Genomic DNA, 14,861 nt, shown 5'->3' with positions numbered 1-14,861 from the left:
AGGCCGGCGGCGTGTTGATCGTGAAGATGGCTCCTCTTCGTCCAAGGAATGGTCACCATGTCCACACGTCGCGAGTTCCTGGCGTACGCTTCGCTGACCGCCCTGCTCACGCATCTGGGCAAGGGCGCCCTGGCTGCCGACAGTGCCGAGCAGGCCGGCCCCTTTTCCTTCGAGGGCTTGATCGAACAGGCACAAGTCGATGCCTTGAAACCCTACCGTTATCCCAACACGGACTCGGACGCGCTGTTGACGAAACTCGACTACGCCGCCCACGGCCAGATCCGCTTCAAACCCGAGTTAGCTCTGTTTGCCAAGGGGCCGGGGCAGTTTCCCGTGACCTTCTTCCATCTGGGATCATTTTTTCGCACACCGGTGAGGGTGTATGCGCTGGACAACGGCGTCGCCCGCGAGATCGTTTACGACCCGGCGAACTTCGACATGCCCGGCGACAGCCCGGCCCACGCCTTGCCCCGTAACAGTGGATTCGCCGGTTTTCGCATCCAGGAAAGCCGTCTGGGCAACCAGACCAAACTCCCGTGGCAACAGAACGACTGGGTGGCCTTTCTTGGCGCATCGTACTTCCGGGCTATCGGCGAGTTGTACCAGTACGGTCTGTCGGCACGGGCGATTGCCCTGGACGTGGCTGAGGCCGGCAAGGCCGAAGAATTTCCCGCCTTCACCCACATCTGGTTCGAACCGCCGAAGGACCTGCACGCCACGTCCATGACCCTCTATGCGCGGCTCGACGGGCCCAGTATCTGCGGCGCCTACCGTTTCGTGATCGACCGCACGCAGGGCGTGATCATGGACGTCGACTGTACGTTCTTCCTGCGCAAGAGCGTCCGCCGGCTGGGCATTGCACCGCTGACTTCGATGTTCTGGTTCAGTGAAACCGCCAAGCGAACCGCCGCCGATTGGCGCCCCGAAGTCCACGACAGCGACGGACTGGCGCTCTGGACCGGCAACGGCGAGCGCATCTGGCGCCCCCTGAACAACCCGCCGCGCACTGTGGTTTCGGCGTTCAGCGACCATCAACCGAAGGGCTTCGGCCTCTTACAACGTGACCGCAATTTTGACCACTACCTCGATGGCGTGAATTATCAGCGCCGCCCCAGCCTATGGGTCGAGCCGTTGGGCGACTGGGGCGAAGGCAGCGTACAACTGATGGAAAATGGCACTGACGATGAGATCCACGACAACATCGTCGCCATGTGGGTGCCCTCGGCCCCCGCCGAAGCGGGCAATCGCTATACGCTACGTTATCGCCTGCACTGGCTGGCCCAGGAACCTTACGCTTCGCCAATGGCGGTGTGCTTGGCCACGCGTCTGGGCAAAGGCGGCCAACCGGGGCAGCCACGTCCCGCGGGAGTGCGTAAATTTGTCGTCGAATTTCAAGGCGCGCCGTTGGAAAAACTTGCACCGGGCGTCAAGCCCGAAGCCGTGATCAGTTGCTCCCGAGGCGAGCTTGGACTTGTCTTCACCGAAGCCGTGCCGGACGGCGTCGTCGGTCATTGGCGAGCACAGTTCGATTTAACCGTCGACGGCAAGGAACCGGTGGAGCTGCGCCTGTTCCTGCGCCTGGACGGTCAGCCGCTGTCAGAGACTTGGCTGTATCAGTACCACCCCTTCAACTCGGATTCGACGGCAATCGGTGTCGCTTCAATGGCTGACACCGGCAACCGGCAATGAAGCGCTTTCGTCAATTGACGCTGCTCTACCTGACGCTCAGTGTCACCACCGTGGCCCTGCCGGCCAATGAGCAGGAATGGGTGGAAGGCTTGCTGCAACAGATGACGCTCGAAGAAAAAATCGGCCAACTCAGCCAGCTCGGCATTCAGGACACACCGACCGGCCCTGTCATCGACCAAGGCACACAGTCGCATCTGCCCGAGAGCATGGTCGGCTCGATCCTTGGCGCGTACGGTTTCGAGCAGACTCTCGCGCTGCAGAAACACGTCGTCACCCACTCGCGCCTGCACATACCGCTGCTGTTTGCATTCGATGTGATTCACGGCTTTCGAACGGTATTTCCCGTGCCGTTGGCGGAAGCCTCGGCCTGGGACCCCGACCTGGCGCAGCGCACCGCTCGCGCGGCTGCCATTGAAGCGACGGCCAGCGGCGTGCACTGGACGTTCGCGCCCATGGTCGACATCGCCCGCGACCCGCGCTGGGGCCGTGTGGTGGAAAGTACCGGTGAAGATCCGTTTTTGGGCGCAGCGCTGGCCAGTGCCAAGGTAAAGGGGTTCCACGGTGCGGGGCCGCACGACAGCTCGTTCATGCTGACGACCGCGAAACACTTCGTCACCTACGGCGCGGCCGAGGGTGGGCGGGACTATAACGTCGCCGACGTGTCGGAACGCACCTTGCAGGAAGTGCACTTACCGCCTTTCCGGGCGGCCGTCGCGGCGGGCGTCGATGCAATCATGCCCTCGTTCAACGAAATAGCCGGGACCCCCCTGCACAGCAACACCGCGTTATTGACCGGTGTGCTGCGCAATCAGTGGCGATTCACCGGCCTGATTGTCAGTGACTTCAACGCGATCTGGGAGTTGAGTCAGCATGGCGTAGCGGATATTCCGGCCGACACGGCGCGGCTGGCACTCACCGCCGGCGTGGACGTCGACATGGCCAGCCAGATGTACCGCCGATACCTGCCGACACTGGTACGCACTGGCCAGATTCCCATGGCCGCCGTGGATGCTGCGGTGCGCCGCGTCCTCCAGACTAAACAACGCTTGGGCCTGTTCGATGACCCTTACCGCTACAGCAATGAGGCGCGGCAGCGAGCCAATACCCTGACACCGCAGCACCGTGCCCTGGCCAGGGAGGCTGCGCAGAAATCCATTGTGCTGCTGAAAAACAACGACGCACTGCTGCCCCTGTCCAAGCACCTGCGCAACGTGCTGGTGGTCGGCAGCCTGGCCACGGATGCCGAAGCCACGATCGGCCCCTGGGCCTTGGCGGCTCATCCTGAAGATTCGATCACGGTCTTGCAGGGCATACGCCATGCCGTCGCCCCCGACACCGAGGTGGTTTACCTGGGCGGTGCATCGCCCATCAGCAACGCGGTTGATGACCTGGCAGAAGTCCTGCAGGCCGCCCGCGATGCCGAGGTGGTGATCGCGGTGCTCGGTGAGCGCGCCGATCAGAGCGGTGAAGCTCGCAGTCGCACGGACTTGGGCCTGCCGGGTGCCCAGGACACGTTGTTGCGTGCCCTGTTGGACACCGGCAAGCCCGTGGTCATCGTGCTGATGAATGGCCGCCCGCTTGTGTTCTCGAAGACCGTGCGCGAGGCGCCGGCGCTTCTGGAAACCTGGTTCCTGGGCAGTGAAATGGGCAACGCGGTGGCCGATGTTCTGTTCGGTGACATCAACCCCAGCGGCAAACTGCCGATCACCGTCCCCCGTAACGTGGGGCAGATCCCCCTCTACTACGCGCACAAAAACACCGGCCGCCCGCCCACCGGTGCCGGCGGTTATGAGTCCGGCTACATCGATGAACTCTGGACGCCGCTGTATCCCTTCGGTTTCGGCCTCAGCTATACCTCGTTCAGCTATGACACGCCTCGGATCAGCGCCGAGCGGCTAGCGTCCACCGAGTCCCTGACGGTGCACGTGAACGTCACCAATACCGGCCAGCGCGCCGGTGATGAAATCGTCCAGCTGTACCTGCGCGACGACGTCGCCAGCGTCACTCGCCCGGTCCGCCAACTGCGCGGCTTTCGCAAAATCCACCTGGCGCCCGGTGAGACGCGCAGCGTGAACTTCAATCTTGGCCCACAGGACTTCGCACTGCTCAATCAACATTTTTCGCCGGTAATAGAGGCCGGCACTTTTACCGTCTTCGTCGGCGGCGATTCGACCACCACCCATCAGGCTCGGTTCGAGGTCACGGACAGCCGTGAACTCTCTGCCTCAGGCCCATCCGAGCCCCCCACACGCGCTCGCTGAATACCACTGTGGGTTGTCCGGGCTTTCCTTACTGGCGCAGAATGCCGGATCGACCTGAGAGTCCGAACCCAAGGAAACCGTATGAGCCTGTCCTTGCTAAGCCGTTACGCCTTCTTTGCCGTGTGCGTCATTTTCACCCTCGCCAGCCTTCCCTTTATCCAACACGAATGGCTGTGGCCCATCACCCTGGTCACCGGCGTGTTGAGCCTGATCGGTATCTTCGACCTGTTGCAAAGTCCCCACGCGGTGCGCCGCAACTACCCGATCCTGGGCAATATCCGTTACCTGGTAGAAGCCATCCGCCCGGAAATCCGCCAGTACCTGCTGGAGTCCGACAGCGACGCCCTGCCCTTCTCGCGTTCGCAACGCTCACTGGTTTACTCGCGCGCCAAGAACGAAACCGCCGACAAGCCCTTCGGCACCCTGATTGACGTGTATCAGGCGGGCTTCGAATTTATCGGCCACTCCATGCGCCCCGCGCCGTTGAGTGACCCCAGCGCCTTTCGCGTGATGGTCGGCGGTCCGCAGTGCACACAGCCGTACTCGGCGTCAGTGTTCAACATATCGGCGATGAGCTTTGGTTCATTGAGTGCCAACGCCATCCGCGCGCTCAACCAGGGCGCCAAGCTGGGCAACTTCGCCCATGACACTGGCGAAGGCAGCATCAGCCCCTATCACCGCGAAAACGGCGGTGACCTGACCTGGGAACTGGGCAGCGGTTACTTCGGCTGCCGCACCAGCGACGGCCGCTTCGACCCGGAGCGCTTTGCCGTGCAGGCGCAGAACCCACAGGTGCGCATGATCGAAATCAAGATGAGCCAGGGCGCAAAGCCCGGCCATGGCGGGATCTTGCCCAAGCACAAGGTGACTAAAGAAATCGCCGAGACCCGTGGCATCCTGATGGGCGAAGACTGCATCTCGCCGTCGCGCCACAGTGCGTTCTCCACGCCCATCGAACTGATGCAATTCATCGCCCAACTGCGCGAGCTGTCCGGCGGCAAGCCGGTAGGTTTCAAGTTCTGCCTGGGCCACCCGTGGGAATTCATGGGCATCGCCAAGGCCATGCTCGAAACCGGCATCCTCCCGGACTTTATCGTGGTCGACGGCAAGGAAGGCGGCACCGGCGCGGCGCCCGTGGAGTTCACCGACCATATCGGCGTGCCGCTGCGTGAAGGCCTGTTGTTTGTGCACAACACCCTGGTGGGCCTGAACCTGCGCGACAAGATCAAGCTCGGCGCCAGCGGCAAGATCGTCAGCGCCTTCGACATCGCCAGCGTCCTGGCCATCGGCGCCGACTGGGCCAACTCGGCGCGCGGCTTCATGTTCGCCATCGGCTGCATCCAATCGCAAAGCTGTCACACCAACAAATGCCCCACCGGCGTCGCCACCCAAGACCCGCTGCGCCAGCGCGCCCTGGTGGTGCCGGACAAGGCCCAGCGTGTGTTCAACTTCCACCGCAACACCCTCAAGGCCCTGGCCGAGATGCTCGCGGCGGCAGGCCTGGATCATCCGTCGCAACTGTCGGCCAAGCACCTGGTGCGGCGCATGTCGGCGACCGAGATCAAGTTGTTCTCGCAGTTGCATGTGTTCCTCAAGCCCGGCGAGTTGCTCACCGGCGAAGTGAACGGCGAATTCTATTCGCGGATGTGGCAGATGGCGCGTGCGGACAGTTTTGAGCCGAGTGAGATCATTGCGGCTTGATTAGAAACCCCTGTCGGGATGCTCGCGTGGCTGTTTTTTCATGACGATGTACCCGTCCCCACCTTCCACGTAAATGGCGTAGAACAGCGTATCGACGATGGGGCGGGCGTCGCGCCCCAGTCGTACGCGGGCCGAATGTTCATGGCTGGCTTGCACCACGTTAGTGATCCCGATCCTGGCCAATGCTTCCGGCAAGAACAGAAAATTGGCCGCCACCAGATAGGGCATGCCCGGCACGATCGAAACGGTGCCGGCAGAGGCCGGCAACCAGTAATCCTGGGCACTGGCGTTAAAGTAAAAAACCCCTACCGACGCCAACGCCGGGGAAGCATTTATCGAGTAGGCCAACTGCGTCATCACGCTGGTTTCCAACGTTTTCTTTAAACTTAGAACCCGCCCGTAACTGTAGGAAATAGACACCAGCACAATGATGGGCAGCACCACCAATACCGTCAGATGTCGATGCCGCGCCTTGAGCAACGGGTGTATCACCAGCAGCATGAACATCAGCAGAGGTCCGGCGCCCAACATTGCCCTCGAATCACTGTTTTCATAGAAGAACACCAGCATGATGCCCGGAACGCAAATGATCAGCAGCGGTACGATCGATACATACGCCAGGCTCATCAGGACTTTAGTGGACGCCTTCGGCCTGTCACGCAATGCCGACCACCACGCCCCTATAAACCCCAGCACAAACAGTATCGCCATCCCCGCAAACAGCCATGCACTGCCGCCGGTGTAGAGCGGACGAATTCTCTCTTCGGCATTCTCCAGGCGCTGGAACACGATGGATACCCAATCGTCACCCCACGCCAGCATCCCCTGGCGTTCCTTGCCCATGAACGGAACCACAACCCATAGATAAAAAAGCGCCGCTGCGGCGGCTTGAGTCAGCTTTTCACCAGCCAATAGCGCCAAGTCACGGGTGTCTTTTTTAGCGTTAATCGCTCTGTACAGCTCGATACAGCACAACCCGACAAACACATTGAGCAGGGGCTGATAAATACACAGCGCACAGCAGAGCAGTACCGTGCCTGCGCCCCACTCGAGGGTTTTTCTTTCGCACTTGAACGTGATCGCAAACATCACCAGCGCCACCCCGACGGTGATCACCGGTCCGTCGTACTTATAGGCAAGATCGCTCAGGAACAGCGGGCTGAAGAACATCGGCAACACCACCGACGCGGAACAAACATTCACGCTGGAAAAGTAATGAAAGGCCAGTTTTCTCAAAGCAAATGCCATGACCACGCACGCCACCAGCAACCCCAGCGGGAACGTATCTGGCGCGCCATTGGACAGAGACAGGGCATGATAAAAACCATCAATTAAAAAACGCCCTTCAGCACGCCACGACGCATATCCGGAGGCCGCTCGAAAACTGTCCTCCACGTAAAAATAGTCGGCCAGGATCAACGGAAACACATAGACCAGCACGGCCACCAAAAAAAATACCAGACTCTCTTTACTCGACCATTGAGCCGTCATCACTCTGCTCTCCTGCGTTGCTGTGCGTCCATCTATCCACTGCTTCGGGCGCATGCCCCTGGCGACTGACAATGCCTTTAACCACGTAGCGCGGCCGGTGTTTGGCTTCCATATAGATGCGCCCCACATACTCCCCCAATATTCCGATGCCGATCAGTTGCACCCCTCCCAGGAACAGGATCGCCGTCATCAACGACGGATACCCCGGCACGTCGTTGCCGAGCAGCAGCTTGTCCACCACCAGGTATCCGGCGTACACCAGCGCCAGCAACGAAATGCACCCGCCGATGTAACTCCACAGACGCAGCGGCAAGGTGCTGAACGAGGTGATGCCGTCCAGTGCCAGGTTCCACAGTTTCCACGCGTTGAATTTGCTTTGGCCCACACGGCGCGGTGCACGGTCGTATTCAACGATGGCGACGTTAAACCCGGCCCAGGACAACACGCCTTTCATGAACAGTTGCTGTTCCGGCAGGGCCTTGATCACGTCCACCACCTTGCGGTCCATCAACCGGAAGTCGCCGACGTTTTCTTCGATATGGGTGTAAGAAATACGATTGAGCAAGTGATAGAACAGCGACGCGCTATGACGCTTGAAGTAGCCGTCGCTCGCGCGATTGCGCCGTTTGGCCAGCACCACATCGGCGCCGGCCTGCCATTTTTCGATCAACTGCGGGAGCACGCTGACCGGGTCTTGAAGGTCGACGTCCATGGGCACCACGGCGGCGCCCGTGGCGTATTCCAACCCGGCAAACAGCGCGGCTTCCTTACCGAAGTTGCGCGACAGATTCACCAGCGTCACGTGGTTCTCGGCCAGGGCAATCGCGCGGGCGACCTGCTCGGTGCGGTCGCTGCTGCCATCGTTGATAAACACGATATCGACAAGGTGTTCGCACAGGCCGGGTTCTTGCCGGATGGCGCGGTAGAACGCACCGATCGCGTGTTCCTCATTAAACACCGGCACCACCAGCGTAACTCTCATTGCTCACGCTCACGAAACACCACCCAACGGGACAGCAGGAACCCGCAGACCAGACTCAGCAGCGAGAACACCAGTACCGTGACAACCCCCGGCAGGCGCCAGCGATCCGACAGCCACCCCACGCCCAGGCTCAAACCGCCCATGCACAACATGAACAGCGCATAGCGCGGCCACGAGGCCGGCGTGGCAAAGGTGTAGATCGAATTGACGTAAAAGGAAAAGGTCGCCGCCATGCAGAAAGCCAGGACATTACTGGCCGCCTGACTCAGTTCGAAGGTGGCCCGCAACAAGAAAAACAGCTGCCAGTGGATCACCGTGTTGGCGATACCGATCACTGTGTAGCGACTGAATCCCTTCCACAGTCTGGTCATGCGCGAGTCCCGTCGTGGTCTTCGTCAGCAAGCCACGCCAGGGATGTGTCCGTCTACTGTCAGAATTAACAGGTATCTGACGCGGCAAATTGAGACATTCAGTAATATCCAGCCTTTGCAATTGCTTGGAAATACCGCCAACCTGCGCCCGCCCGACCTGCGGCGTACGACAATTCGCGCCTGCGCCTGTCATTACTAAACCTTTCGTCAAAGAGCCCGCTGCCATGCTGAACGGACGCGACCCGCGCATCGATTTTTTTCGGGGCCTGGCGTTGATCTTCATTTTTTGGGATCACGTTCCCCACAATCCCCTCGGCCAGATCACCCTACGCAATTTCGGTTTCAGCGATGCGGCCGAAGTCTTCGTGTTCCTCGCCGGCTACGCCGCTGTGCTGGCCTACGGTAAGATCCTGCAGCGTGACGGCTATTGGTTCGCCACGCTGAAGATCCTGCGCCGTACCTGGGTGTTGTACGTGGTGCACATCTTCTTGCTGGCGATGCTGATGGGCATCGTGTTCTTCGCCAACAGCCATGTGGAAACCCGCGACCTCGTCGAGGAGATGGGCCTGACGCACTTCGTCACCCACCCGCAGCAGGCGCTGACCGATGAACTTCTGCTGCGCTTCAAGCCCAACCTGATGGACCCGCTGCCGTTGTATATCGTGCTGCTCGGTGGTTTGCCGCTGGTGTTGCCGCTGTTGCTGCGCAAGACCTGGCTGGTGGTGGGCGCGTCGATGACGGTGTACCTGCTGGCGCCGTGGATGGGCTGGAACCTGCGGGCGATTGCCGACGGCGTGTGGTACTTCAACCCGGTGACCTGGCAGTTTCTGTTCATCCTCGGTGGCGCGGCGGCGATTCATGCCAGCCGCGAGCGCCCGGCCGAACTGCGGCCACTGCGCCGACAGCCGTTGTTCATGGTGGCGGCGATCTACACCCTGGCTGCAGCGGTGCTGACACTGTCGTGGCGCTGGCCCGAAGTGCACGATACGTGGATGCCATCGGCGGTCAGCGATCTGATCTACCCAATCAGCAAGACCGACCTGTCGCCGCTGCGCCTGCTGCACTTCCTCGCACTGGCGTATGTCACCGCCAAGCTGTTGCCCGGACGCGGCTGGACCGACAACTGGCTGGCGCAGCACACCTGCCGCATGGGCCGTTATTCACTGGAAGTGTTTTGCCTGGGCGTCGTGCTGGCGCCGTTGGCCGACATGGTCAATGCGATGGCTGGCGATGCGCTGCTGATGCAACTGCTGACAGCGCTGGTCGGCGCTTCATTGATGGTGATGCTGGGGTTGTGGCTGGAATTCAACAAGCGCCTGGATCAGTCGCACAAGCTGGTCACGCAGGCCAGCTGAAGGGTAAGGCCCGCCGCACGCAGCGGGCCTTGCCAGGCGTCAGGCGGAGTGCACTGGCGCCGCGTTGGCGGTGTTCGGTTGCAGCTTGAACACGTAGAACAATACGGTCAGCAGCACCAGGAACACCGGACCAACGTACAGCGCGATGCGGGTGTCCGGGAAGTACGCCATCAGGCCCACCACCAGCACCAGAAATGCCAGCGCCAGGTACGAACTGACCGGGTACAGCCACATGCGGTACTTCAGGGCTTTCTGCTCGGCCGGGCTCAGGCTCTTGCGAAACTTGAGCTGGGCCAACAGGATCATCACCCAGGTCCAGATTGCGCCGAAGGTGGCGATGGACGTGACCCAGACGAAAACTTTCTCCGGCACCAGGTAGTTGAGCAGCACGCCGAGCAGCAAGGCGAAGATCGACAGCAGCAAGGCTTTGCGCGGCACGCCGTTGCTCGACGTGGTGGCGAACGCGGCCGGCGCCTGGCCGTTCTGCGCCAGGCTGTAGAGCATGCGCCCGGTGCTGAAGATGCCGCCGTTGCACGACGACAGCGCCGCCGTGATCACCACGAAGTTGATGATGCCCGCTGCGGTCTTGATGCCCAGACGCTCGAAGGTCATCACGAACGGGCTGCCCTGGGTGCCGATTTCATTCCACGGGTAGATCGACAGGATCACGAACAACGCGCCCACGTAGAACAACAGGATGCGCCAGAACACCGACCCGATTGCGCTCGGAATAGTCTTCTGCGGGTTGCGCGCTTCGCCGGCGGTGAGGCCGATCATCTCCACGCCGAGGTAGGCGAACATCACCATCTGCAGCGACATCAGCACACCCTGCACGCCATTGGGCATGAAGCCGCCGTGGGCCCACAGGTTCGAAATCCCCAGCGCCACGCCGTCGTTGCCAAAGCCGAAGGCGATGATGCCGACGCCGCCGATCACCATGGCAATGATGGTGACGATCTTGATCAGCGCGAACCAGAACTCGAACTCACCAAAGGCTTTTACCGCGATCAGGTTGATGGTGCCCATGCTGATCAGCGCCGCCAGGGCCCAGATCCAGCGCGGGGTGTCGGGGAACCACACGCCCATGTACACCGCCACGGCGGTGATCTCGGCCACACAGGTCACCAGCCACAGGAACCAATAATTCCAGCCGGTCAGAAAGCCCGCCAACGGGCCGAGATAATCCTGGGCATAACGACTGAACGAGCCGGCCACCGGGTTATGCACGGCCATTTCGCCTAGGGCGCGCATGATCACCAGGATGGCCAGGCCGCCGATGATGTAGGAAAGCATGATGGCCGGGCCGGCCATTTCGATGGCCTTGGCCGAGCCGAGGAACAGGCCGACACCGATACAGGCGCCGAGCGCCATCAGGCGGATATGCCGCTCACCCAGTTCGCGTTTGAGCGGGCCGCCCGAAGCGGTCTCGCCATGGGGCAGGTGGTTGCCGACTGGCATAGGGATACAACCTCGTCTTGTTATTGGATATGAGCCTCCGAGTCCAGCACGTCGCGGCGGGTCTGCCGTGACATGCCATCGCCGGTTCACCTTGTGGGCAAACCGGTCCGGCGGGGCCAGATCGGGGGGATGCAGTATAAAAAGCTCAACCCAGTGATTTTCACTCTATAAAAGGCAATATTCAGCGGGAATTGCCGCCTTAATACGATTTAGCGGTGGGAGTATCGCACACCAATGGTGCGACCCTTCAAGCCACCTACGCTGTCATCGGGCTTTGCCCATGCCCGGCCCGGTCGACAAATTCCTCACGCAAGCCAATCAGCGTCTACGCTTGAGACAAGTCCGATCAATCTGCCGGGATGGGATCAATCGACTATGGGCGCTTTATGGCAAACCGATTCAACCAAAGCTGCGGCGCCTGCCGACAGCGAGGATGAACAGCCATTGCCACGACGCCCCCGCAAGCGGTTGTACAGGTGGCGAATGGTGTGGCTGCTACTGGTGATCGCGCTGATCGCCGCAGCGTATGTCGCCCAGCGCGAAATGCGCAGCGCCGACTGGCAGTCCCGCGAACTGAGCCGTCTGGCCACGACCCTCAGCTACACGGTGGAGCCCGGCGCCAGCGACCGCATCGTGTACCCCGGTGAAGGGCCCTTCGACAAACGCCTGGGCTACAGCGCCATCGATGAATTCCTGCCACGCCTGCTCAAGCGCAATTTCCTGATCCAGAGCCAGGCGCAGTTTTCCGACGCCTTGATGGACTACACCGCCCACGGGCTGTTTGTGCCCTACGCCGAAAAAATCCAGGCCGGCCTGTCGATCAACGACTGCCGCGCCACGCCGCTGTACCAGTTCAGCTACCCCCAGCAGTTTTACCCGGATTTCACCGCGATCCCGCCGGTGGTGGTCAGCAGCCTGCTGTTCATCGAAAACCGTGACCTGCTGGACCCCGCACAGCCCCAGGCCAACCCGGCGGTGGACTGGCCGCGCTTCGCCAAGGCCGCGTGGTCGCAAGTCGCCCGCGTGCTGCACCTGCCCGGGCAAAGCGCCGGCGGCAGCACCCTCGCCACCCAACTGGAAAAATACCGCCACTCCCCCGACGGCCTGACCCTGTCCGGTAGCGAGAAGCTGCGCCAGATGTTTTCTGCCAGCGTGCGCGCCTACCAGGACGGCCCGCAGACCTTGCTCGCGCGCCAGAACATCGTGCGCGATTACCTCAACAGCGTGCCGCTGTCCGCCGTGCCTGGCCATGGTGAAGTGCACGGCATGGCCGAAGGTCTGCGGGTGTGGTACGGCGCCGACTTCAAGCGCACCAATGCGCTGCTGGCCGACGCCGGCACTGGCAACCTCGAGCAAAAAGGTGTGGCCCTGCGCGAAGTCTTGTCGCTGATGATTGCCCAGCGCCGGCCGTCCCATTACTTGTCCAAAGGCCGCCCGGAACTTGCGGACCTGACCGACAGCCACCTGCGTCTGCTCAAACAGAACGGCGTCATCGAACCGGCCCTGGCCGATGCCGCGCTGGCGAGTCAGGTGACGTACCGCGACTGGCAGCAGCAACCGACCTTGCAACCGATCGAGACCAACAAGGGCATCAGCGTTGCGCGCAGTCGCCTGGCCGCGCTGCTCAACCGATCGCTGTACGACCTCGACCGCCTCGATCTGGCCGCCACCAGCACCTTGCAGAACGACCTGCAAACCCAGGCCACCGCCTACCTCAAGCAGCTCGCTGACCCTGCCTTCGCCGCGCAACTGGGTCTGCTCGGGCCACGGCTGCTGACGCCGGCCAGCACCGCGCAAGTGCGCTACAGCTTCACCCTCTACGAGATGACCGCCGACGGCGCACGGGTGCGTGTGCAGACCGACAACACCGACCAACCCTTCGACATCAACGAGAGCAGCAAGCTGGAATTGGGCTCCACCGCCAAGCTACGGGTACTGACCACCTACTTGCAGATCATCAGCGAACTGCATGATCGCTATGGCGCACAGCCCGCCGCCGCACTGAAAAAAGTCAGCGTCGACGAGCAGGATCGCCTGTCGCGCTGGGCCGTGGACTACCTGGCGCAAAACACCGACCGCAGCCTGGCGAAGATGCTCGACGCAGCCCTCGACCGGCAGTATTCCGCCAGCCCTGGCGAGAGCTTTTTCACCGGTGGCGGCCTGCACCGCTTCCACAATTTTCGCAACGAAGACAATGGTCGCAGCCCGAGCCTGCGCGATGCCCTGCGCGAGTCGATCAACCTGCCGTTCATTCGCCTGATGCGCGACCTGGTGCGTTACAGCACCTACCACGGCCCCAACAACAGCGCCGAGTTGCTCAAGGACGACAGCGACCCGCGCCGCCAGGAATACCTGGCCCAGTTCGCCGACCGTGAGGGCACCACCTTCCTGCTGCGTTTCTGGAAACGCTACCGCAACAAGGACACCCAGGCGCGGCTCGACACCTTCCTCGACAGCATGCACCCCACCGCCATACGCCTGGCCGCCGTGCACCGCTACCTGCTGCCCCAGGCCAGCCAGCAGAGTTTCAATGGGTTCGTGCGCGCTCACCTCAAGAGCAAGGAACCGGAAAAACTCAGCGACGAGCGCCTGACCAAGCTCTATCAGGCCTACGGCCCGGGCGCCTACGACCTGCCGGACCAAGGCTACATCGCCAAGGTCCATCCGCTGGAATTGTGGCTGCTCGGCTACTTGCTGGAACACCCCGACGCCACCTTCACCCAGGCCGTCGCCGCCAGTGAGCATGAGCGCCAGGAAGTCTATGGCTGGCTGTTCAAGAGCCGCCACAAGAGCGCCCGTGACAGTCGCATCCGCACCATGCTGGAAATCGAAGCGTTTCTGGATATTCACCAGCGCTGGCAGGCAGTCGGCTACCCCTTCGACCATCTGGTGCCATCGCTGGCCACGGCCATCGGCAGCTCCGGCGACCGCCCCGCTGCGCTGGCGGAATTGGTGGGGATCATCCTCAATGACGGCGTGCGCGAACCGACCCTGCGCATCGACAGCCTGCATTTTGCCGCCGACACGCCCTATGAAACCCGCCTGGTCAACAACCCCGATCGCGGCAAACGCGTGATGCCCAGCGAAGTCGCCACCGCCCTGCGTGGCGCGCTGTCGCAAGTGGTGGACGCCGGCACCGCCAAACGCGTGGCCGGCAGTTTCAAGCTGACTGACGGCACACCCTTGATCATGGGCGGCAAGACCGGTACCGGCGACAACCGCATCGAAGCCATCGGCGCCGGTGGGCGTGTGCTCAGTTCCAAGTCCATCAACCGCACCGCGACGTTCGTGTTCTATATCGGCGAGCACCACTTCGGCACCCTCACCGCATTCGTTCCGGGCAGTTCGGCGCAGCAATTCACGTTCACGTCGGCGCTGCCGGTGCAGGTGCTCAAGGGTATGGCACCGATCCTCACGCCTTACCTGCAACCCGACGCGCAGACCCTGTGCCAACCGCCGAAACAGGGTGTTAGTTATGCGCATCTTTCATTCGAATAACGGGTGCTCAACGCACCGAACCGCCCAGGATTTTGAGCTTTTGTTCTAGTCTTCA

Annotated in this window: 9 protein-coding genes; 5 read left to right on the top strand and 4 right to left on the bottom strand. The window is 61.7% G+C overall.

Going from position 1 to position 14,861, the window contains the following annotated elements; all coding sequences use genetic code 11:
• Nucleotides 1-57 precede the first annotated feature (57 nt).
• From LRO94_RS06370 to LRO94_RS06360, 3 genes are all read left to right on the top strand, one after another.
• The gene (locus LRO94_RS06370) at nucleotides 58-1,689 is read left to right on the top strand and encodes a glucan biosynthesis protein (RefSeq protein ID WP_179179472.1); all 1,632 of its coding nucleotides are present in this window, start codon (nucleotides 58-60) and stop codon (nucleotides 1,687-1,689) included.
• Nucleotides 1,686-3,950 carry a glycoside hydrolase family 3 N-terminal domain-containing protein gene (locus tag LRO94_RS06365; RefSeq protein WP_179179473.1) on the top strand — a complete coding sequence of 755 codons (2,265 nt, stop codon included), beginning with the start codon at nucleotides 1,686-1,688 and terminating at the stop codon, nucleotides 3,948-3,950. The genes LRO94_RS06370 and LRO94_RS06365 overlap by 4 nt, the downstream gene beginning before the upstream one ends.
• A gap of 81 nt (nucleotides 3,951-4,031) precedes the next feature.
• Complete coding sequence (locus tag LRO94_RS06360; RefSeq protein WP_032891850.1) at nucleotides 4,032-5,651, top strand: FMN-binding glutamate synthase family protein; 1,620 nt, start codon at nucleotides 4,032-4,034, stop codon at nucleotides 5,649-5,651.
• Here LRO94_RS06360 and LRO94_RS06355 read toward each other — a convergent pair whose 3' ends face one another.
• Genes LRO94_RS06355 through LRO94_RS06345 form a run of 3 tightly spaced genes read right to left on the bottom strand, consistent with a single transcriptional unit; the run spans nucleotide 5,652 to nucleotide 8,495 of the window.
• Entirely contained in the window at nucleotides 5,652-7,142 is a 1,491-nt protein-coding gene (locus tag LRO94_RS06355; protein ID WP_032891852.1) for a glucosyltransferase domain-containing protein, read from the bottom strand.
• Nucleotides 7,120-8,124, bottom strand: a complete 1,005-nt coding sequence (locus LRO94_RS06350; protein WP_032891853.1) for a glycosyltransferase family 2 protein — start codon at nucleotides 8,122-8,124, stop codon at nucleotides 7,120-7,122. Before LRO94_RS06350 ends, LRO94_RS06355 begins: the two co-directional genes overlap by 23 nt.
• Nucleotides 8,121-8,495: a GtrA family protein gene (locus LRO94_RS06345; protein ID WP_122680300.1), complete on the bottom strand. Its 375-nt coding sequence runs from the start codon at nucleotides 8,493-8,495 to the stop codon at nucleotides 8,121-8,123. Before LRO94_RS06345 ends, LRO94_RS06350 begins: the two co-directional genes overlap by 4 nt.
• A gap of 224 nt (nucleotides 8,496-8,719) precedes the next feature.
• Here LRO94_RS06345 and LRO94_RS06340 point away from each other — a divergent pair, with 224 nt between their 5' ends.
• On the top strand, nucleotides 8,720-9,850 hold the full coding sequence (locus LRO94_RS06340; protein WP_179179474.1) for an OpgC family protein: 1,131 nt from the start codon (nucleotides 8,720-8,722) through the stop codon (nucleotides 9,848-9,850).
• A 39-nt stretch (nucleotides 9,851-9,889) separates the two neighbouring features.
• Here LRO94_RS06340 and LRO94_RS06335 read toward each other — a convergent pair whose 3' ends face one another.
• The gene (locus LRO94_RS06335) at nucleotides 9,890-11,308 is read right to left on the bottom strand and encodes an amino acid permease (protein WP_032891858.1); all 1,419 of its coding nucleotides are present in this window, start codon (nucleotides 11,306-11,308) and stop codon (nucleotides 9,890-9,892) included.
• A 375-nt stretch (nucleotides 11,309-11,683) separates the two neighbouring features.
• On the opposite strand from LRO94_RS06335, the gene LRO94_RS06330 reads away from it, so the two are divergent.
• A complete protein-coding gene (locus LRO94_RS06330; protein WP_179179475.1) occupies nucleotides 11,684-14,806 on the top strand; it encodes a transglycosylase domain-containing protein in 3,123 nt (1,040 codons plus the stop codon).
• The last annotated feature ends 55 nt before the right edge of the window (nucleotides 14,807-14,861 follow it).

The organism is Pseudomonas sivasensis (genome assembly GCF_021391435.1).
Lineage (GTDB): Bacteria > Pseudomonadota > Gammaproteobacteria > Pseudomonadales > Pseudomonadaceae > Aquipseudomonas > Aquipseudomonas sivasensis.
This window is presented reverse-complemented; position numbering and strand designations above follow the sequence as displayed.

Coding starts and splice junctions, on each gene's coding strand:
- LRO94_RS06330 (WP_179179475.1), top strand. CDS start 11,684: ATGGGCGCTTTATGGCAAACCGATTCAACCAAAGCTGCGGCGCCTGCC.
- LRO94_RS06340 (WP_179179474.1), top strand. CDS start 8,720: ATGCTGAACGGACGCGACCCGCGCATCGATTTTTTTCGGGGCCTGGCG.
- LRO94_RS06360 (WP_032891850.1), top strand. CDS start 4,032: ATGAGCCTGTCCTTGCTAAGCCGTTACGCCTTCTTTGCCGTGTGCGTC.
- LRO94_RS06345 (WP_122680300.1), bottom strand. CDS start 8,495: ATGACCAGACTGTGGAAGGGATTCAGTCGCTACACAGTGATCGGTATC.
- LRO94_RS06365 (WP_179179473.1), top strand. CDS start 1,686: ATGAAGCGCTTTCGTCAATTGACGCTGCTCTACCTGACGCTCAGTGTC.
- LRO94_RS06370 (WP_179179472.1), top strand. CDS start 58: ATGTCCACACGTCGCGAGTTCCTGGCGTACGCTTCGCTGACCGCCCTG.
- LRO94_RS06335 (WP_032891858.1), bottom strand. CDS start 11,308: ATGCCAGTCGGCAACCACCTGCCCCATGGCGAGACCGCTTCGGGCGGC.
- LRO94_RS06355 (WP_032891852.1), bottom strand. CDS start 7,142: ATGACGGCTCAATGGTCGAGTAAAGAGAGTCTGGTATTTTTTTTGGTG.
- LRO94_RS06350 (WP_032891853.1), bottom strand. CDS start 8,124: ATGAGAGTTACGCTGGTGGTGCCGGTGTTTAATGAGGAACACGCGATC.